The 18551-nt window shown below is 46.2% G+C and carries 19 protein-coding genes; 14 read left to right on the top strand and 5 right to left on the bottom strand.

Annotated elements, in window-relative coordinates; genetic code table 11:
- The first annotated feature begins 23 nt into the window (after nucleotides 1–23).
- From BP97_RS0108670 to fur, 4 genes are all read left to right on the top strand, one after another.
- The gene (locus BP97_RS0108670; RefSeq protein ID WP_028548752.1) at nucleotides 24–587 is read left to right on the top strand and encodes an NUDIX hydrolase; all 564 of its coding nucleotides are present in this window, start codon (nucleotides 24–26) and stop codon (nucleotides 585–587) included.
- Nucleotides 587–1777 (top strand): endonuclease Q family protein, encoded by a 1191-nt coding sequence (locus BP97_RS0108665; RefSeq protein WP_028548751.1) that lies wholly within the window; start codon nucleotides 587–589, stop codon nucleotides 1775–1777. The genes BP97_RS0108670 and BP97_RS0108665 overlap by 1 nt, the downstream gene beginning before the upstream one ends.
- A 109-nt stretch (nucleotides 1778–1886) precedes the next feature.
- Complete coding sequence (gene spoIIM / locus BP97_RS0108660; RefSeq protein ID WP_028548750.1) at nucleotides 1887–2528, top strand: stage II sporulation protein M; 642 nt, start codon at nucleotides 1887–1889, stop codon at nucleotides 2526–2528.
- Between the two features lie 137 nt (nucleotides 2529–2665).
- On the top strand, nucleotides 2666–3124 hold the full coding sequence (fur, locus tag BP97_RS0108655) for a ferric iron uptake transcriptional regulator (RefSeq protein ID WP_028548749.1): 459 nt from the start codon (nucleotides 2666–2668) through the stop codon (nucleotides 3122–3124).
- Nucleotides 3125–3221: 97 nt separating this feature from the next.
- Here fur and lepB read toward each other — a convergent pair whose 3' ends face one another.
- A complete protein-coding gene (gene lepB / locus BP97_RS0108650) occupies nucleotides 3222–3773 on the bottom strand; it encodes a signal peptidase I (RefSeq protein WP_028548748.1) in 552 nt (183 codons plus the stop codon).
- A 200-nt stretch (nucleotides 3774–3973) separates the two neighbouring features.
- Between lepB and ald the strand changes: the two genes are divergently transcribed.
- From ald to BP97_RS0108625, 5 genes are all read left to right on the top strand, one after another.
- Entirely contained in the window at nucleotides 3974–5125 is a 1152-nt protein-coding gene (ald, locus tag BP97_RS0108645) for an alanine dehydrogenase (protein ID WP_036745649.1), read from the top strand.
- Nucleotides 5126–5172: 47 nt separating this feature from the next.
- The gene (locus BP97_RS0108640; RefSeq protein WP_028548746.1) at nucleotides 5173–5403 is read left to right on the top strand and encodes a DUF4227 family protein; all 231 of its coding nucleotides are present in this window, start codon (nucleotides 5173–5175) and stop codon (nucleotides 5401–5403) included.
- Nucleotides 5404–5505: 102 nt separating this feature from the next.
- Nucleotides 5506–6420 carry a site-specific tyrosine recombinase XerD gene (xerD, locus tag BP97_RS0108635; protein WP_028548745.1) on the top strand — a complete coding sequence of 305 codons (915 nt, stop codon included), beginning with the start codon at nucleotides 5506–5508 and terminating at the stop codon, nucleotides 6418–6420.
- Between the two features lie 102 nt (nucleotides 6421–6522).
- Nucleotides 6523–7698: a phosphopentomutase gene (gene deoB / locus BP97_RS0108630; RefSeq protein ID WP_028548744.1), complete on the top strand. Its 1176-nt coding sequence runs from the start codon at nucleotides 6523–6525 to the stop codon at nucleotides 7696–7698.
- Nucleotides 7699–7721: 23 nt separating this feature from the next.
- Nucleotides 7722–8552 (top strand): purine-nucleoside phosphorylase, encoded by an 831-nt coding sequence (locus BP97_RS0108625; protein ID WP_028548743.1) that lies wholly within the window; start codon nucleotides 7722–7724, stop codon nucleotides 8550–8552.
- Nucleotides 8553–8701: 149 nt separating this feature from the next.
- Here BP97_RS0108625 and galU read toward each other — a convergent pair whose 3' ends face one another.
- The 4 genes from galU to BP97_RS0108605 are packed head-to-tail and all read right to left on the bottom strand — an operon-like array spanning nucleotide 8702 to nucleotide 13247.
- Complete coding sequence (gene galU / locus BP97_RS0108620) at nucleotides 8702–9625, bottom strand: UTP--glucose-1-phosphate uridylyltransferase GalU (protein WP_028548742.1); 924 nt, start codon at nucleotides 9623–9625, stop codon at nucleotides 8702–8704.
- The gene (locus BP97_RS0108615; RefSeq protein ID WP_028548741.1) at nucleotides 9622–10029 is read right to left on the bottom strand and encodes a GtrA family protein; all 408 of its coding nucleotides are present in this window, start codon (nucleotides 10027–10029) and stop codon (nucleotides 9622–9624) included. The genes galU and BP97_RS0108615 overlap by 4 nt, the downstream gene beginning before the upstream one ends.
- Nucleotides 10022–11005, bottom strand: coding sequence for a glycosyltransferase family 2 protein (locus tag BP97_RS0108610; RefSeq protein ID WP_028548740.1), 984 nt, complete (start codon nucleotides 11003–11005; stop codon nucleotides 10022–10024). Before BP97_RS0108610 ends, BP97_RS0108615 begins: the two co-directional genes overlap by 8 nt.
- A gap of 37 nt (nucleotides 11006–11042) precedes the next feature.
- Nucleotides 11043–13247, bottom strand: a complete 2205-nt coding sequence (locus BP97_RS0108605) for an ArnT family glycosyltransferase (protein ID WP_231506251.1) — start codon at nucleotides 13245–13247, stop codon at nucleotides 11043–11045.
- Between the two features lie 256 nt (nucleotides 13248–13503).
- Between BP97_RS0108605 and BP97_RS0108600 the strand changes: the two genes are divergently transcribed.
- The 5 genes from BP97_RS0108600 to BP97_RS0108575 all read left to right on the top strand — a co-directional run bounded on the left by BP97_RS0108600 (nucleotide 13504) and on the right by BP97_RS0108575 (nucleotide 18541).
- Entirely contained in the window at nucleotides 13504–14187 is a 684-nt protein-coding gene (locus BP97_RS0108600; RefSeq protein ID WP_028548738.1) for a response regulator transcription factor, read from the top strand.
- Nucleotides 14184–15680, top strand: coding sequence for a sensor histidine kinase (locus BP97_RS0108595; RefSeq protein WP_028548737.1), 1497 nt, complete (start codon nucleotides 14184–14186; stop codon nucleotides 15678–15680). Before BP97_RS0108600 ends, BP97_RS0108595 begins: the two co-directional genes overlap by 4 nt.
- Nucleotides 15681–16105: 425 nt before the next feature.
- Nucleotides 16106–16510 (top strand): flagellar protein, encoded by a 405-nt coding sequence (locus tag BP97_RS39600; protein ID WP_081823983.1) that lies wholly within the window; start codon nucleotides 16106–16108, stop codon nucleotides 16508–16510.
- Nucleotides 16511–16724: 214 nt separating this feature from the next.
- The gene (locus tag BP97_RS0108580) at nucleotides 16725–17102 is read left to right on the top strand and encodes a cupredoxin domain-containing protein (RefSeq protein ID WP_028548735.1); all 378 of its coding nucleotides are present in this window, start codon (nucleotides 16725–16727) and stop codon (nucleotides 17100–17102) included.
- Nucleotides 17103–17209: 107 nt separating this feature from the next.
- A complete protein-coding gene (locus BP97_RS0108575; RefSeq protein WP_028548734.1) occupies nucleotides 17210–18541 on the top strand; it encodes a pyrimidine-nucleoside phosphorylase in 1332 nt (443 codons plus the stop codon).
- Nucleotides 18542–18551: the final 10 nt, after the last annotated feature.

The following is an 18551-nucleotide window of genomic DNA, read 5'->3' as shown; positions in this document are numbered from 1 at the left end:
GTTGAACCTGGAGGATACTACCGATGAGCAAACCGCTTAACGATAAAAAGTTTGAAGAAGTTACTGTTTCATCTGAGCCCATTTTTCAAGGCCAGGTGATTTCCTTACAAGTCGATACGGTCAGGCTTCCCAATGGGGAAATGGCAAAGAGAGAGATCGTTAAGCATCCGGGAGCTGTAGCGGTTCTGGCTTTGAAAGACGATCGCATGCTGGTTGTGGAGCAGTATCGTAAGCCGTTAGAGAAAAGTCAGATAGAGATCCCTGCAGGCAAGCTGGATCCGGGCGAGGAGCCTCTTGAAGCTGCCAAACGCGAGCTGGAGGAAGAAACCGGGTTCAAGGCAGGTTCTATTAAGCATATTGCGTCATTTTACACGTCACCTGGGTTTGCGGATGAAATCCTGCATCTGTATGTTGCAGATGATTTGGTCAAAGGTGAAGTGCATCTCGATGAGGATGAATTTTTGGAATGCGAGAGCATTACGTTAGAGCAAGCAAAGGAGTACATTAAGGAGCAGCGTATCAGCGACGCCAAGACGATTACAGCCGTATACGCATGGCAATCATATAAACTAACGGGGGCGTTCTAATGACGGATGTGCGTCCTTTTTACGCAGACCTGCATATTCATATTGGGCGGACAGAAGAAGGACAGGCCGTAAAAATAAGCGCAGCGAACAATTTGACCTTTTATAATATTGCTCGTGAAGCCTCAGAGCGCAAAGGCATGGATATCGTCGGCATTATAGACTGTCAATCTCCAGCTGTTCAGCGTGAAATGTTCAAGTATCTCGATAAAGGTGAGATGGAGGAGGCTGCCGGGGGAGGCATCCGCTACCATCAGACAACCATTATTCTTGGCAGCGAAATCGAAGTGCGGGATCCGGGAATGGGGACTGCACATTTGCTCGCCTACATGCCTACCGTGTCGGTGATGGAAGAGTTCACAAGCTGGCTTGGCAAGCATATGAAAAATGTAGGACTGAGCTCGCAGCGTATTTACGTAACCGCCAGAGAGCTTCAGCAGCAAGTGCTTGGCAGGGGGGGCATCCTAGTGCCTGCTCACATTTTCACACCGCATAAAAGTGTCTATGGCAGCTGTTCCACAAGGATGGAGCATCTCCTCGATATGGATGGTATTGCCGCTGTAGAGCTTGGATTAAGTGCGGATTCAGAAATGGCGGGGTATATCTATGAGTTGGATCGCTACACGTTTCTTACGAATTCGGATGCCCATTCGTTAGCCAAGATCGGCCGGGAGTATAATAAGCTTCTTTTGGCAGGGCCGAGCTTTGAGGAGCTGCGTCAAGCATTAGCTAAGGAGAATGGTCGGGGTGTTGCGGCCAACTACGGATTAAATCCACGTTTGGGCAAATATCATAGGACTTATTGTGCCAGCTGCGGTACAATAGCAGATGAGCGAGAAGTGAGCGTCGAACGCTGCTTGTATTGCGGCAGCAAGAAAATCGTTCGCGGTGTTATGGACCGTATCCTTGAACTGGCAGATCGCGAAGAAGGAGCACCTTATGTTCCAGATGACCGACCGCCCTATTATTACCAGGTTCCGCTGGAGTATATCCCGGGTTTGGGGCCGAAGAAGCTCAATGCTTTACTCGCACAGTTTGGTACTGAGATGAACATTCTCCACCAAGCAACGGCTGAAGAACTGGAGCGTGCTGCCGGAGAGGAGATTGCTCAATTCATCGTGCAAGCACGTCAAGACAAGCTGAAGCTCCAAGTAGGCGGCGGAGGCAAGTATGGTAAAGTTGCAAGAAAATAGCTTGGATTCTCTAAAACTATTGAATTATTACTGATTTACAGATAATGGTCATAACCGCATATCCCAGATCATATGCTTGTACTAACAGTGCAAGGGGGGATTATGCAGCATGAACCGTAATCGTTCGCTACAGGTTTATATGAAGGAGCATCTGTCGCTATATGTTTTCGTTGGAATCATTTTCGTCATAGGTGTAGTGTTCGGCACGGTCATGGTCAATGCGCTATCTCTGGAGCAAAAGCAAGAGATTATGCGATATTTGAGCCATTTTTTCTCCACAGTGGACCAAGGCGAATTTGACGATGTCAAGCAATCATTCCAGCAGTCGTTCAGCCTTCATATCAAATGGATTCTCATTATTTGGATACTTGGGATGTCCGTTATCGGACTTCCGTTAATTTTGATTCTTGATTTCTTAAAAGGTGTGTTGGTGGGCTTCACTGTAGGTTATTTGGTTGGGCAGCTATCCTGGAAAGGATTGCTGTTTGCGCTGGTATCCGTAGCACCGCAAAATTTGATCGTTATTCCAGCTCTTATCGTTTGCAGTGTTACGGCTATGGCTTTTTCCATTCATATGGTCAAACACCGGTTCATGACCCGGAAGGGTGCATTTTACGAACCGTTCATGAGATATTCAGCGACGATTTTGTTATCCGGGGTGCTGCTCGCGGGAGTAGCGATGTTCGAAGCATACGTTTCACCGGTAATGATGAAGTGGGTAACCCCCATGCTGATTACAATGTCGTTTTAAATGTTTGACTTTCCGGCCACCCTCAACCTATAATGAAAGAATGAAGCCCAGCAAAAGCTGAAGCTCTTGCCGCACCATTCTGGGCGCAGACTTACGCAGCAGGTTTTGCTTTTCGCAAAACCCGTAGGGGGAGTAGCATGGAATCTCGCATTGATAAAATTAAACAACAGCTGCAGTCACAGGGCTACAAACTAACTCCTCAACGGGAAGCTACAGTCCGTGTGCTGCTTGAAAACGAAGAAGACCATTTAAGCGCGGAAGACGTATTTATGCTCGTAAAGGATAAAGCTCCGGAAATCGGACTTGCAACGGTTTATCGGACGCTTGAATTGTTAACCGAGCTTCATGTCGTTGAGAAGATGAATTTCGGTGACGGCGTTGCCCGTTACGATCTGCGCAATGACAGCACTCATCATCATCATCATCATTTAATCTGCGTGCAATGTGGCGCCGTCGATGAGATTATGGAAGATTGGCTTGGTCCACTCGAAGAACGGCTCGAGAAGGAGTACCGTTTTAAAGTGTTGGATCATCGTCTTGATTTTCAGGGGATTTGTCACCGCTGTATTGACAAGACAGATAAAACTAAAAATTAAATCGAACGAAACCTTCTGCTTGTTTTTACAGGCCAGAAGGTTTTTTACGTAGGATGAATAAAAAAACCGACGCTTAAAGGCGCCGGTCATCTAAATATTAAATCTTTTTCCCTAAAACATGATCAAGAGGAATAAAGCCGATATTTCTGCTATCTTTGCTGTTATTGCGGTTGTCGCCCATGACGAAAATGTGATCGGCAGGGACGGTAAGCTTTTCATTGCTTGAATAGTTCATCGTTTCATTAAGATAAGGCTCGTTTAGAGCTTCGCCGTTACGATATACCTGATGATTTTTGAATTCCAGAACATCTCCCGGTTTACCGATGACTCGCTTGACATAGATCGTTTGACTGTCTTCTCCGTGAGTAAACAACGAAATTAACGGATGCTCAAACAAGTCGTCAGCAAAGGTTCTCTCACGATCTACGCGGCTGTCCAGAATCACAATGTCTCCGTATTGAGGCTCAAGATGAAACGTATGCGATAATTTCGATATAAAAATGCGCTGCTGATCATGAAGCGTGGGATCCATAGAATGTCCCATAACTTTGGTCGGCTGGATAATAAAAATCCCAATTAATAAAGCGCAGCCGATGGCAGCCCCGATGGAACCTACCCAGCTTCGAATCTCAGCTCCTAATTTTTTCATTAAGGTTCCCCTTCCCCAATATCATTTGCTGAATAAAGTATATCATGAGAAAGCTGTAAGTTCCAAAGCTGAAAATTGTGGAGAATCCTATCTATGTAAAGGTGATTGCTTATTCCAGATTGTAAGAAGTGGTTAAGGTGTAAGAATAACGGGGAAATTAATGTTATAGATTACGCATGTGACTGAAAGGAGAGGCCATCATGAGTCATTCAAGGGTGATAGGGGTACCAAAAGAAATCAAAAACAATGAGAACCGTGTTGCTTTAACACCGGGTGGAGCCGGATTGCTGCATCACTTAGGACACAAAGTCCTTGTGGAAAGCGGAGCAGGGGCAGGGAGTGGATTTGCAGATCAGGATTATGCTAGGGAAGGCGCTGTTCTGCTTGACCAAGCAGCTGAAGTATGGGATCAGGCGGATATGATTATGAAGGTCAAAGAGCCGCTGCCGGAGGAGTACGGTTATTTTCGCGAGGGTCTAATTTTGTTTACGTATCTCCATTTAGCTGCAGAGACTAGGTTGACGGAAGCCTTATTGGAAAGTAAAGTGACGGGCATCGCTTATGAGACGATTCAGCTGGCGAACGGCAGCCTTCCTTTGCTAACACCTATGAGTGAGGTAGCCGGACGTATGTCCGTGCAGGTAGGAGCACAATTTTTGGAGAAGTTTTATGGCGGCAGAGGGATATTGCTCGGAGGGGTTCCAGGCGTGCCGCCTGCGGATGTTATTATCCTGGGTGGGGGGATTGTTGGTACCAATGCAGCTAAGATGGCTTTAGGACTTGGCGCCAACGTAGTGATCATTGACCGGAGCGCTGAACGTCTCCGTTACTTGGACGATGTATTCCAGGGGAGAATACGTACATTAATGTCCAATCCATATCATATTGCTAGTGCTGTTCAGAAGGCAGATCTGCTGATAGGCGCAGTGCTGATTCCAGGTGCCAAAGCACCTAAACTTGTAACCGAGGAAATGGTACAGCAAATGAAGCCTGGTTCCGTGATTGTGGACGTGGCTGTCGATCAAGGGGGAACTATATCAACAGTGGACCGGGTGACGACGCATAGCGATCCTGTCTACGTGAAGCACGGTGTGATTCATTATGCGGTGGCTAATATGCCGGGGGCAGTACCACGGACATCTACTCTGGCTCTGACTAATGTGACGCTTTCTTACGCCGCAGAACTAGCTGGCAAAGGGCTTCATCAGGCTTCTAAAGATCACCGGGAGCTAAAGCTCGGCGTAAATACGTATCAAGGGCATATTACGCATCCGGCAGTAGCTTCAGCGGCAGGAAGACCTTATGTCGAATTGGATTCTCTGCTGGAATCCGCGTTGAACGATCCAACATAAATAATGGATGCAGATCATAGTCTATCCTTAGAGGGGAGGTACAGGCTATGATCTTTTCTTTTCGTAAATGGATGGGGCGTTTCAAGTTTCTGCTGGTGTTTATGGTATTCTCCTATGCTCTTTATCATATGCTGTTGGCGCTCACTCAATGGATTGAACCTACTCATAGATATAAGGAACCAACAGGCAAAGCGGTCAAAGTATTTCAGAATCATGTTATGACGGATCAAGGGCCGATGAGCGAACGGTTGAAGCTCTTTTATTGGATTGGAGAATAACGATTTGGGTAAAAAGCAGGATTATCCTTTTCCGTGTTGAATTTAGTAACGGATTGGGCAACAGGTTCAATCGCGGGGACTGACATAGAAAGGGAAATCAGCATGAAAAAGGAACTGGACTCGTTTATTCAATATTTGTCCGTGGAGCGGCAATTGGCGAAGAACACGCTGGACTCCTATGAGAGAGATATCATGCAGTATCTCGATTTTTTAGAGAGTCAGGAAATTAATTCGCTTGCCGATACAAAAAAAATACAAGTATCGAATTATATGCAGCAATTGAAGAAAAGGGGACGGGCGGTTGCGACGCAATCCCGAAGCTTGGTCTCTATTAGAGCGTTTTATCATTTTTTAGTACGAGAACATAAGATGGAGCATGATCCGACCTTACATATGGAAATGCCGAAACTGGAGAAACGGATACCGATGGTTTTGACTATCGGTGAAGTAGAGTCCCTCCTAGACGCACCTCAAATCACAGTGCCTAACGGTTTGAGGGACAAAGCAATGCTGGAGATTCTATACGCTACGGGAATCCGTGTAACAGAATTGATTTCAATTGATGTGGAGAATGTGAACCTGGAGATGGGATTCCTGCGTTGTATCGGGAAAGCATCTAAAGAGCGTATCATCCCGCTAGGGGCCATCGCTTCCGAGTTCGTAGGCTTATACATTACAACGATGCGTTCAAAAATGCTGAAGCAGGCTCAATCGGAGCAGGCTTTATTCGTAAATCATCTTGGTACAAGGATGACGCGTCAAGGCTTCTGGAAAATTATTAAGAGATATGCCGCGGAGACGCAGATTTTGAAGGAAATTACGCCTCATACGCTGCGACATTCATTCGCCGCTCATCTGTTGGAGAACGGGGCGGATCTTCGTTCGGTTCAGGAAATGTTGGGACATGCCGATATTTCTACAACGCAAATTTACACTCAAGTGGCCCGCGGTAAAATGAAGGAAGTCTATGATAAAGCCCATCCAAGAGCCAAGAAGGAGACGGCAGATAGGTCTTGATGCGCAGATGCTTGCTTGAATATAAGCAGGCTATTTTTTTGCAAACGGACGTTTGATTTGCGATAATAGCATCAGACTGAGGATGAACTGGAGGTGTGCTGAATGAAATTTCAACGTATATGTTTAATTGTTTTGGATAGTGTTGGAATCGGCGAGCTGCCGGATGCGCCTTCGTTCGGCGATTCCGGATCCAACACGCTGGGACATATCGCGGAGAGAAATCCCTCTTTTGCGCTGCCGCATTTACAGCAGTACGGTCTAGGCAATATAGCTCCATTACAAGGTATCGAGCCTGCAGAGAGACCTCTTGCCTCCTATGGGAAAATGGCGGAAGTATCCGTCGGTAAAGATACGATGACAGGCCATTGGGAGATTATGGGGCTAAAGGTAAGCATCCCATTCAACGTATTTCCAGAGGGCTTTCCAAAGGAGTTAATCGATCGCTTCGAACAAGAGACCGGACGTAAAGTATTAGGCAATAAGCCAGCGTCGGGAACCGAGATTTTGGACGAGCTTGGTGAAGAGCAGATGAAAACAGGCTCCTGGATTGTTTACACTTCCGCGGACAGCGTGTTTCAATTGGCTGCTCATGAAGACATTATCCCGCTTGAAGAGCTGTACCGCGCTTGTGAAATCGCCCGGAAGCTTACCTTGGATGAGCCTTATGCGGTAGGGCGGGTCATTGCGCGTCCTTATGTAGGGCAGCCGGGGACATTCAAAAGGACGCCGAACCGACATGATTATGCGGTTAGCCCGCCGGAGCCAACCGTGATGAATCACTTGAAGGAAGCGGGACTCGACTGTATAGCAATCGGAAAAATCAATGATATATATTCCGGTGAAGGGATTACGGAAGCACGTTCGACTAAAAGTAATTTGGATGGGATCCAGGCTACGATTGAGCATATGCAGAAGACGTTCAAAGGATTATTGTTTACGAATCTCGTTGATTTCGATTCCTTGTACGGCCACCGGCGTGATCCGCAAGGATATGCCAAAGCTTTGGAGGAATTCGATGAATGGCTTCCTAAGCTGCAGCAGTGCATCGGCCAGGATGATCTTCTCATCTTGACGGCGGATCATGGTAATGACCCGATTCATCATGGAACGGACCATACTCGTGAATATGTGCCATTACTTGTGTACAGTCCAAGCCTGAATGACCAAAGCTCTTTAGGTGTGAGAACTACTTTTGCCGATGTAGGAGCAACGATTGCCGATAATTTCGGCGTTAAATCCACTGGCAACGGCAGCAGCTTTTTGCAGCAGTTATCCTAAAATGAGGGAGAGGGGTCAAAACGATGGAAGATAAATCATTAATTAGTAAGATTAAAGAGGCGGCAGCTTACATACAAAGCAAGTATTCGTCTGCTCCACAAATCGGACTTATTCTCGGCTCCGGCCTTGGCGTTATTGCCGATTTGGTTGAGAACGCTACGGTTATTTCCTATGGAGACATTCCGCATTTTCCAGTGTCCACTGTTGAAGGTCATGCTGGGGAACTGCTTCTAGGTACGATTCAAGGTAAACACGTGCTGCTGATGAAGGGCCGGTTTCACATGTATGAAGGGTACGGTGTGGAGGTTGTTTCCTTCCCTGTGCGTGTTATGAAAGAACTCGGCGTTAAGACACTGCTTGTAACCAATGCGGCTGGCGGGATCAATACGTCCTATGAAGTTGGCGATTTGATGCTGATTAAAGATCATATCAACTTTACCTTCCGCAATCCTCTTATCGGGCCTAACTTGAAGGAGCTGGGAGTGCGCTTCCAGGATATGTCGGAAGCTTACAACCGAGCTTTACGCCAAACGGCCAAAGAGGTTGCTGCAGAGCAAGGCATTAAGCTGCAGGAAGGCGTATATATCGGTTTGCTCGGTCCTACTTATGAGACACCGGCGGAAATTCGTATGATGCGGACCCTCGGAGCCGATGCTGTAGGTATGTCTACCGTTGCAGAAGTCATCGTGGCTCGTCATGCGGGCATCGAAGTGCTGGGATTTTCCTGCATAAGTAATATGGCTGCGGGGATTCTCGATCAACCTTTATCTCATGAAGAGGTTATGGAGACGACAGAGCGGGTCAAACCTAAGTTCCTTAAATTAATTCTTGGAATCGTAGGTAAGCTAGATTAGCAAGTAAATCTTCTAAATAAATCAGACTTCAGCAATGCGCGTGCAGGATTGCCTTCATGCTCACTTATCCAAGATATGGAGAATGAAGGCAACCCCCTGCAGACGCTCCATCAGGATCAAATTGCGGAGGTTATACTTCGCTTCCACCCTCAATAAACCTCAATCGAACCATTACGGTAACTCAGCTTCAAGCCTTCCTTTTGCGACTCCAGTTTCACTAGCTGCTGAAGGTAAGAGAGCAGTTGTGGGCGCAGTTCTTCTCTCTGCAAGCCAATTTCAGCAATAGCTTTCATGTAGCCTAACTTATCCCCGATATCATAGCGATTTGCTAGCAAATCCAAGGCCAAAAGCTGCTCATGCCGGCATGCTTCTCGAAGCGCATCTGTCAGCTGAAATTCGTTCCCGGCTCCTCTGTCAATCTTTTCGAGATGGGAGAAGATCGACGGTTTCAAAACATACCTTCCCATGATTGCGATAGTAGAGGGAGCAACTGCGGGATCAGGCTTCTCTACTAAATCCTTGACTTCATACACTTGACGATGCTGTCTAGCCGGTGCGATTATGCCGTATTTATTGACCTCAGCTGCTTCGACATGCTGGACGCCAATGACTTGAGCATCGAAAGCCTCATAGACATGAATCATCTGCTGCAGCGCAGGAGTATCAGATACCATAATATCATCGCCTAAGAGGACGGCGAATGGCTCATCGCCTATAAATTGCTGCGCACATAATATAGCATGACCTAGACCTAAAGGCTCTTTTTGCCGGATATAGTGAATGGAGGCCATATCGGAAATGCGCTGTACTTCGTCTAGCATGTCCATCTTGCCTTTCTCAAGCAAGGTTTGCTCCAGCTCGAAGGATTTATCGAAGTGATCCTCGATTGATTTCTTATTGCGCCCAGTCACGATAATGATGCTTTCAATACCGGATTGGACCGCTTCCTCCACAATATATTGAATAGCCGGTTTATCTACAATGGGGAGCATCTCTTTGGGCTGTGCTTTAGTAGCTGGGAGAAAGCGGGTGCCTAAACCGGCGGCAGGAATAACAGCTTTTCTAATTTTCATAACGTTCCCTCCTTTTTTTCACTGGATAATCGAAAGACCCACAAGCGGCTGCCGGCAAAATTAAGGAATGCACCAGACGCTGCTGACACCAGTTTACTAACCGAAAGCGGTAAGCTTGCCCCCGTATATAAAAGAGACAGTACCCATGAAGTAAAGAGCAGCACGACCAAGTTGAGCATGAAAAATTTGGTGAATTCGCGTTTGTCGACTCTGCCTTTCTGCTGAAACGTCCATGAACGGTTGAAGGCATAGCTGTTCAGCACACCACAGAAGAATGAAATGCACTGGGCCACTAGATAATGGGTACCGAAGTAGCTAAGCATTGCAAAAATAAATATATCAATTCCGGAATTCATCACACCGACAATACTGAATTTGACTAAGCGGACCAAAGGCTTACTCATAACGTGCACCAGCCGGTTTGTTCATCTCATCATTTTTCTTTTCAGTTCCATAACTTTTGCGGACGATATATAAAGGGCGGCCCTTTGTTTCATCATAGATACGTCCGATATATTCACCAACTACCCCAAGCATAATGAGAATAAACCCATTGAAGAAGAGCTGAATGATCGTGATGGATGTCCAACCGGGTATTGCAGCATCGGTAAAAAGCTTGGCGTACAAGACGTACAGCATATAAATGAATCCGGAAATAGATAGGATAAAACCTAAATAACTGGCTAATTTCAAAGGCTTGTAAGAAAACGATGTGATTCCGTCCAAGCTAAGCTTTAGCATTTTTTTGAGCGGATAATGGGTTTCCCCTGCAAGGCGTTCATCCCGTTCATACTCAACCGCAGTTTGCCGAAAGCCTACCCAGCTGACCAGCCCCCGGACGAATCGGTTGCTTTCAGGAATTCGCTTCAGCTCGTCGCAAACTCTACGGTCTAGCAGCCGAAAATCGCCAGTGTCGATAGGGATAGCAATGTCGGTTGAAGCACTAAGGAGCCTATAGAAGAGACGGGCCGTCTGCTTTTTGAAAAAGGTTTCTCCCTTACGCTTAGTCCGTTTGGCATAAACAACGTCGAACCCTTCTTTCCATTTGGAGATCAATTCTAAAATAAGCTCCGGTGGGTCCTGAAGATCGGCGTCAATAACAATGACTGCATTTCCTAATGCATAGTCCATTCCTGCTGTAATGGCTATCTGATGACCGAAGTTTCTAGAGAAATCGATCAGTTTAACCGTGTTGTCCAATTGACTGTATTCCATAAGAATCGTGGACGTATTATCACGGCTGCCATCATTTACAAACAGAAGCTCGTACGTTTCGCCTGTTTTGTTCATTACGGTTTTGAGCCGACGGTATGTCTCATGGATGACGGCTTCTTCATTATAGACAGGGATGACGATGGAATAACGAATGGGTGTATCCATTTCTCGTCTACCTCCTTTTGAATGGCTTAATATCCATTTAATTTGATGTCTTTATTTCATATAGTGTTAAATTGCTGTTTCTGTCGAATGAACGATTATTCTCGGAATTGCTCGCGGTAGTAGATTGCCACTCAGATTGAGGAACGATCTCGCTGTTGCTCTTAATCCACTGCTGCACTTCCGAGCTGCCACCTTGGCCTCCAGGCCCTCCGCCAAATCCACCGCTCGAGGGGAATAAGAAATATTTGATTTGTTTATCGGCGACCAGTTGTTTCAATCTGTCCAGCGTCATGATAGGATCTGAGCCGCTATAGCCGCCCATCGCCATTACAGCTTTGCCCGATTCAATAATATAAGGTGCTGCTGTTGTCGCATTGGTAGTTCCGAATAAATAGGTCTCGCCAGTGTTATGACTGGTTATATAAGACAGCAGAGCGGTATTCACTTGATCGTTACCTCCTAACTGCATTCCACCGCGATCACTACCGCTAACTTGAGGTACTGCTTGCGGAAGCTTGCTATTTTGACCATATATAATTGGAGTAGCCGTCCAGTACAATGGAGCAGCCAACAAAATGAAAAGGCTGGCCAGTGCCGCGTAATAAGTGTAGGGCTTTTCTTTTTGTCTGATCAGTACAAGGACTACCGTTACGGCTAATCCTGCTGCACCGACTCCATAGAGCCATGCGGCATGGATGGTTGTAATGTTTTCATACAAAACAACGACTTCAAAGGCGGTTGTAGCAAGAACTGCGATAGGCAGAAGCCACGAAGTCCAGCCTGCGCTTGCTTTATACGATTTCCATAGGGCTACCCAACCTGCGCCCATTAAGGCAGCGATAGGAGGGGCAAGCATAATAAGATAATATTGATGGAAAAATCCAGCGATACTGAAAAAAATCATGCCTGGAATAAGCCATGCCAACCAGAAAAACGTTTCTTTGTGTTGGGAGGTCAGACCTGTTTTTCTGCGGATACCTGCAAGCAGACCAACGCATCCGAATGCTGCAAAGGGAATGAGCCAGCTTATTTGTCCCGATAGTCCAGATTGAAACAATCGGAGCGGTCCTGGATTGCCTGTTCCAAACATGCCTCCGCCACCCATAGCTCCTCCTCCGTCCATCGGACCGCCACCGCTGACCCGACCGTTTCCTCCGTCTCCCTGGTTAGGCATCTGACCGTCGAACTCGGTTTTATCCTGCGTCATTCCTTCAGACATTCTTTGAGGCGGGGAAGAGCTGTAAGCAGTATCAGATGGGTTGAATGATTGCGAAATGCCGTATGAGCCTCCCGACTCTCTTGGTGATAGCCCAGAGCGGCTGCTGTCATCTCCTTGTCCTTGGGCTTGATTCATTCCTGCTCCGCCTTCAAACTGCCCTTGTGGGCGTTCAGAGAAGCTTCGATTTTGAGCTCCGTCGCTTTTACCGGCACCTCCGCCATTTTTTCCTGTCAATCGTTGAATCCCATTGTAGCCAAAAGCAAGCTCCAGAACAGAATTGGTTTGGCTGCTGCCGATGTAAGGCCGATTTTCCTTAGGAATGGAATCGACAATGACAGGCCATGACATGGAGACTAGGAGTAAGACGGCGGCAGCTCCAGCTAATAGGCTTGACTTTTTTTTCCAGTTCGCTTTAAAGGCCAGCAGATAAAATAAACCGAAGGCCGGTACGACCATGTAAGCTTGCATCATTTTCATGTTAAAGCCGACACCGATGACGGCAAAGGCACCCAATATCCACCATGCTTGCTGACGTCTTAATGCTCTGAACAACATCCAAGCAGCTACGAGCAGAGTAAATACGAGCAAGCTATCGACGTTATTCGTTCTGGCAACCGCTGTGGCAATAGGAGTACATGCCATTACTAAGGCACCTATTCGTGCAGCAGTTGTTCCAAACGACGGTTTCACTAAAAAGTAAATAAATAATACCGATCCGATTCCTGCTAACGCCTGAGGTAGGATTACACTCCAGCCGTGCAGGCCGAATATTGCTGCGCTAATGGTCTGGAACCAGAAGGTGACTGGCGGTTTATCAACCGTAACGTACCCAGCTGGGTCGAAGGAAGCATAGAAAAAATTATGAAAGCTTTGCAGCATACTCTGCACAGCTGAGGTGTAATAGGCATTGACATAGTTTTCTTTCCAAATATTGAACAAATTCAGAAATGCGGACAATACAGCTATAAAGATAAGAGCGATGTCCACTCTTGGGATTCGACTTCGATGTTGATTCATAATCATGTATTCACTCCCGCTCCATAATTGCAGTTTTATTGGTTGACTTTCATGGCATCATTATGTACCTGCAACCTTAACTGTAGGTGAGTGCCCGCTGAATATTTGCTGAGAGGTAACACTACGTACAACCCTATATTCGAACGGATTTTATTTTCAGCGTACGTTCAGCTTTCGTTCAGATCGGTTTCAGTTCAAAGTTGGATAATAAGAGTGCATCTAGGATAAAATGGTGTACAATGGATTTCGGGGGGATTATAGGATGAATCAGTTAAAAGGAATCAAAATTTTACTCGTGGACGACGAGCCTAATATATTGCAATTTTTGGAGTTAGGTTTGCAAAATGAAGGCTTTGATGTGGAGACGGCTCAGGACGGCTTTGCAGCTATTACAGCCGCAAGACAATTTCAACCGCATATTGCGATACTCGATGTCATGATGCCTGGTATGGACGGCTTTGAGGTGTGCCGAATGCTAAAAAAAACGGAAAACATCGCGGTCATCATGCTGACGGCTAAAGAGGAGGTAGAGGATCGGGTAAAAGGGCTCACGCTTGGGGCGGACGACTATATGTCAAAGCCTTTTAGCTTTGAAGAGCTGCTTGCACGCATCCACGCAAGAATCCGTAACCATTTCCCTAATTTATTAGGGGAGGTTGCCATCGGACCCTTTCGAATCGATGACAGACGTAAAGAAATCAGCTATGATAACCGGGTGCTGGAGCTATCTCCAACGGAGTACGAGCTGCTATCATTCCTAGTTATTAATCATGGGCTTGTGCTCAGTAAAAGCAAAATTTTGGACAAAGTTTGGGGCTATGATTTTGGCGGGGAAGAAAATATAGTCGAAGTGTATATCCGATCTTTAAGGGATAAATTGAACGATAAGGAACATCGGCTGATCCGTACGCTGCGCGGTGCCGGGTATAGGGTCGATCTGCCATGAAACGTGGTGTATTGAAACGGTTCGCTCGCTTATTTGCGCCCCGTTCTTTACGATATCAGCTTTTGTCCCGCTCTTTGTTGATACTTGCCGGATTGCTGCTGCTTATCGGTATTTTTCAATACTTGTTTATGCAGCAATTCGTTTTTAAGAATAAGGCAGAGAGCATTCAAAGCCAGATTATGTCTATTCCCCGAGAAGCATGGCCAAACATGAATAAAGAACAGCTAGGGCCCAGAAGGGACCCGCCGATGCGGCTGTTGTTTTTCTCACAGGATTCATCGGTTGCTTTTGTAGATACCGACGGCAATTACAAGTTGATTGTAGATCCTCCAGAGACAGGAACGACAATAAAGCTGTCTCAGCAAGAATATCTGGATGCTATGAACATGAAGCCTGGGCTTAACTATAAGATTGTTCAAGACGACAATGGAGTGGAGCAGCTCGTCGTTCTTCAGCCGATTGTCAATCGTGGGAAAGTGTTGGGGCTTGCTCAAGTTAACACAGGCACGGCACCCCTTAAAGACGTACTGCTGCTCCTGTTGGTTACCTTTATAGGTCTTTCTTTACTTGCTCTTGTCTTCGGGCTGCTAACCTTTATTCCGGTGCTGAAACGTACTTTAGTTCCACTGTCCAAGATGGTGGGAACCGTTGAAAAGATTGATGCGGGTAATCTCGACGAAAGATTGCCAGGCAGGCAGAAGCAATTGGAAATTGACAGATTGTCGATTTCCTTCAACCGGATGCTTGAGAGATTGGAGGCATCTTTCGAGGCCGAGAAGGAAGCGAGAGAGAGGATGCGAAGATTTATCGCGGATGCATCACATGAGCTTCGTACGCCGTTAACTTCGATTCACGGCTTTTTGGAAATACTGCTGCGTGGTGCTGTCAATCAGCCGGAACAGCTTCATAAAGCGCTGACCAGCATGTATTCCGAATCGGAGAGAATCAATAAGCTGGTGCAGGATCTTCTTATGCTGGCGCGGCTCGACCGTACTCCGACATCCGAAATGCAGGAGGGACTACTTGATGAGGTTGTTCATAGCATGGAGACGCAGCTTCGTCTCTTGGCGGGTGAACGGAAAGTCAGCTTTGAGCTTGAGCCTCAATCGAAATGCGTTTTCGATCAAGATAAAATGAAACAGGTCATCTTGAACTTGTTCCATAATGCCGTTCAGCACACTAATGCGACGACCGGACACATTGAAATTGGAGTAGGTTCTTATTCCAAAGGAGTTAAGTTAACGGTTCGGGATAATGGTTCAGGTATTCCTGAGGAGCATATCCCGCATTTATTTGACCGCTTTTACCGTATCGACACTTCCCGTGCACGCAAATACGGTGGAGCGGGACTTGGCCTCTCTATCACTAAAACAATCGTAGACCTTCATGGCGGTACTATTACTGTGAATAGTGAGGATGGACGGGGGAGTGCATTCCAAGTATGGATCCCTGAGCATCAGCCTGCTGAACTTGTCATAGATACAAACGAATAAGACTGCCATCCCTCGGAGCTGCTTAAACAAAGCAGACCGTTGGGTGGCAGTCTTCCTTTTTATCTAAGGCATCTTACTAACGTTTATTGGATTTTTTGGAGCTTTTATCGCTTGTGCGGGTCGTAGTATTTTGATTTGCATGGCCTTGTTGTTTGTCAGACATCCTCGTCACCTCCGAGCTTATGGAATCTTGATTAAACAAGCTTTTATAGTATGACAAGCTGCTGTCTCGCATATACATAAGCAAAGCAATCGTTTCTTGCAGAATTCCAAGCTATAAATTCCATGTGCGGTTCAGGAAACTGTTCGTCGGGGTATCTTAATAAATAATAACGAAATTGTGATATTGGACCTATGAAGGATAGTTCTTTCATGCTATAATCTAGGCACAAAGTACTTACATACAAGGTTGGGAAGTGGCGGCGATGAGTATTTTGGCGGTGGCCAATTGTCCGGGATGCGGTAAAGTGTTTCAAAGAAACTTGCGCAATTTGTGTATGGACTGTATCAAATCAATAGACCATGAATTCGATGCTTGTTACCGCTTCATGCTGCACAATCGTAAAGCTTCGACAGAACAATTAAGAAACGCGACCGGAGTGAGTAAGCAGCGCTTAACGGAATGGATTAAGGATAAGCGATTATCGGTCGCCGATTTTCCTTCTTTAACTTATCCGTGCAACAGCTGTGGCAGCCCGATCCATCAACATAATTTATGTTTTCCTTGCAGCAGCAGATTGTCACAAGACATTCGGGAACTTCAAGCCAAAGAGGCCAAGAAATCAGCAATGGGTGTTGGTTTTTACAGCCTTGACCGAGGTCGACGATAACACTCAAGACCTTTCTGAAAAGCTCATCGATTCTAAATTCGGGGGCTTTTTGTTTTTGAATAAAGTTATGGTAGAATATTTGGAGAAACGAATTGTGATAAATTGTCACAAATTTTTCACCGGATTCCCTCGAAAAGGAATAGGTAAACCGCGTTTCATTATGTACAATAAGGCTATACGTCTGATGGTAAAACTGTAAGGGGGATATTTCCAAATGCAAAAGTGGATCATGTTTACTTTGTTTATCGTAGCCTGTCTTTTAGGTGCAGGGGTGTTGTTCCAAAATATTTCTGAGCGCCAAGCGCAAATGGCATCGGAAGCGAAAGCCGGACCCCAGTTGAAATTCGTGGCGTCGAACTATCAGTTCGATAAGCCTGAATATACAGTGAAAGCTGGCGAAAAAGTTACCGTTTCTCTTATGAACAAAGAAGGCCTTCATGCGATGGAAATCGTAGGATTGAACGTGAAGCTCGACAACAACACGAAATCTGCTGAAGTAACCTTTGACAAACCAGGTACATATGAAGTGCACTGCGTGCTTCCTTGTGGTCCTGGACATGCCGAAATGAAAACTAAACTTGTTGTTCAATAAGTTGAACAGCCCAAAGGAAGCCGAGACCGGCTTCCTTTTCTTTTTGTCTTAAGCCCCTTATAATAAACGGAAATAGTTGTAAATTTCCTGGTGTGAGGTGAATCGTATTGAGAACTGTAGATCTTATTCAGAAGAAGCGTGATGGCGAAGTGCTGTCGACGGAAGAAATACAATTTTTAATTCAAGGGTACTGCAATGGAGAAATACCGGATTATCAAATGTCTGCTTTCGCAATGGCAGTCTTTTTTAATGGGATGACGGCAAAAGAAACGGCCGATTTGACTCTGGCTATGGCTGCTTCAGGGGATCAAGCTGACTTAACGTCGATTCCAGGCATTAAGGTCGATAAGCACAGTACGGGAGGGGTTGGAGATACGACCACATTAATTCTGGGACCTTTAGTGGCTGCTGCAGGCGTACCGGTTGCCAAGATGTCAGGTAGGGGTCTAGGACATACGGGGGGCACAATTGATAAGCTTGAAGCGATAAGCGGTTACAAGGTCGAGCTTACCAAAGAGCAATTTCTGACGCAGGTGCAACGTATAGGGGTTGCCGTCATAGGACAATCGGGCAATATGACTCCAGCTGACAAGAAGCTGTACGGGCTCAGGGATGTGACGGCAACGGTGGAATCGATTCCACTCATAGCCAGCTCCATCATGAGTAAGAAAATTGCCTCAGGTGCTGACGCGATTGTGCTTGATGTGAAGACCGGAAGCGGAGCATTCATGAAATCACTGGAAGGTTCCATCGAGTTGGCCAAAGCCATGGTAGAGATAGGAGAACAGGTGGGCCGGGAAACCGTAGCAGTCATTACGAATATGGATGAGCCCTTAGGTCTTGCTATAGGCAACGCGTTAGAAGTTCGGGAAGCTATTGAAACGCTAAGGGGAGAGGGACCGGATGATTTGACCGAGCTTTGTCTCATTCTTGGGGCACATATGATACGATTAGGCGGCAAAGCTGCCACGTATGAAGAAGCCAGAGAGAAGATAGATCAATTGCTACATAGCCGTATAGCGTTAGAAAAGCTTAAAGAGCTAATTGATGCCCAAGGCGGTGATAGCCATGTGGCGGATGACCCATCACTGCTTCCTAACGCGGAATTTCAAGTTGAGGTACTAGCAGAAGAGGAAGGTACCGTCTCCCATATCGATGCGGAAGAGTTAGGGGTTACAGCTATGCTATTGGGTGCTGGGAGAGCGACCAAGGACGACCGTATTGATTTGGCCGTAGGTATGGTGCTGCGTAAGAAAGTGGGAGACCACGTAGCGGTCAATGAGCCTCTTGCGGTGCTGCATATGAACAAGAATGACAAGAATTTTATGAGGGAAATGATCAGTCGAACCCGTTCTTCGTTCACTATAAGCCATGGTGAGGTTGCAAGGCCTCCGCTTGTTTATGCTGTAGTAACTAAGTTTGGGGTTCAGATGATTTAACAGGTATAAT

The organism is Paenibacillus sp. UNC451MF, assembly GCF_000686845.1.
Classification (GTDB): Bacteria; Bacillota; Bacilli; order Paenibacillales; family NBRC-103111; genus Paenibacillus_S.
Note: the sequence above shows the minus strand (reverse complement) of the source record. Positions and strands in the feature narration are given on the sequence as shown.

Coding starts and splice junctions, on each gene's coding strand:
- BP97_RS0108670 (WP_028548752.1), top strand. CDS start 24: ATGAGCAAACCGCTTAACGATAAAAAGTTTGAAGAAGTTACTGTTTCA.
- BP97_RS0108665 (WP_028548751.1), top strand. CDS start 587: ATGACGGATGTGCGTCCTTTTTACGCAGACCTGCATATTCATATTGGG.
- spoIIM (WP_028548750.1), top strand. CDS start 1,887: ATGAACCGTAATCGTTCGCTACAGGTTTATATGAAGGAGCATCTGTCG.
- fur (WP_028548749.1), top strand. CDS start 2,666: ATGGAATCTCGCATTGATAAAATTAAACAACAGCTGCAGTCACAGGGC.
- lepB (WP_028548748.1), bottom strand. CDS start 3,773: ATGAAAAAATTAGGAGCTGAGATTCGAAGCTGGGTAGGTTCCATCGGG.
- ald (WP_036745649.1), top strand. CDS start 3,974: ATGAGTCATTCAAGGGTGATAGGGGTACCAAAAGAAATCAAAAACAAT.
- BP97_RS0108640 (WP_028548746.1), top strand. CDS start 5,173: ATGATCTTTTCTTTTCGTAAATGGATGGGGCGTTTCAAGTTTCTGCTG.
- xerD (WP_028548745.1), top strand. CDS start 5,506: ATGAAAAAGGAACTGGACTCGTTTATTCAATATTTGTCCGTGGAGCGG.
- deoB (WP_028548744.1), top strand. CDS start 6,523: ATGAAATTTCAACGTATATGTTTAATTGTTTTGGATAGTGTTGGAATC.
- BP97_RS0108625 (WP_028548743.1), top strand. CDS start 7,722: ATGGAAGATAAATCATTAATTAGTAAGATTAAAGAGGCGGCAGCTTAC.
- galU (WP_028548742.1), bottom strand. CDS start 9,625: ATGAAAATTAGAAAAGCTGTTATTCCTGCCGCCGGTTTAGGCACCCGC.
- BP97_RS0108615 (WP_028548741.1), bottom strand. CDS start 10,029: ATGAGTAAGCCTTTGGTCCGCTTAGTCAAATTCAGTATTGTCGGTGTG.
- BP97_RS0108610 (WP_028548740.1), bottom strand. CDS start 11,005: ATGGATACACCCATTCGTTATTCCATCGTCATCCCTGTCTATAATGAA.
- BP97_RS0108605 (WP_231506251.1), bottom strand. CDS start 13,247: ATGATTATGAATCAACATCGAAGTCGAATCCCAAGAGTGGACATCGCT.
- BP97_RS0108600 (WP_028548738.1), top strand. CDS start 13,504: ATGAATCAGTTAAAAGGAATCAAAATTTTACTCGTGGACGACGAGCCT.
- BP97_RS0108595 (WP_028548737.1), top strand. CDS start 14,184: ATGAAACGTGGTGTATTGAAACGGTTCGCTCGCTTATTTGCGCCCCGT.
- BP97_RS39600 (WP_081823983.1), top strand. CDS start 16,106: ATGAGTATTTTGGCGGTGGCCAATTGTCCGGGATGCGGTAAAGTGTTT.
- BP97_RS0108580 (WP_028548735.1), top strand. CDS start 16,725: ATGCAAAAGTGGATCATGTTTACTTTGTTTATCGTAGCCTGTCTTTTA.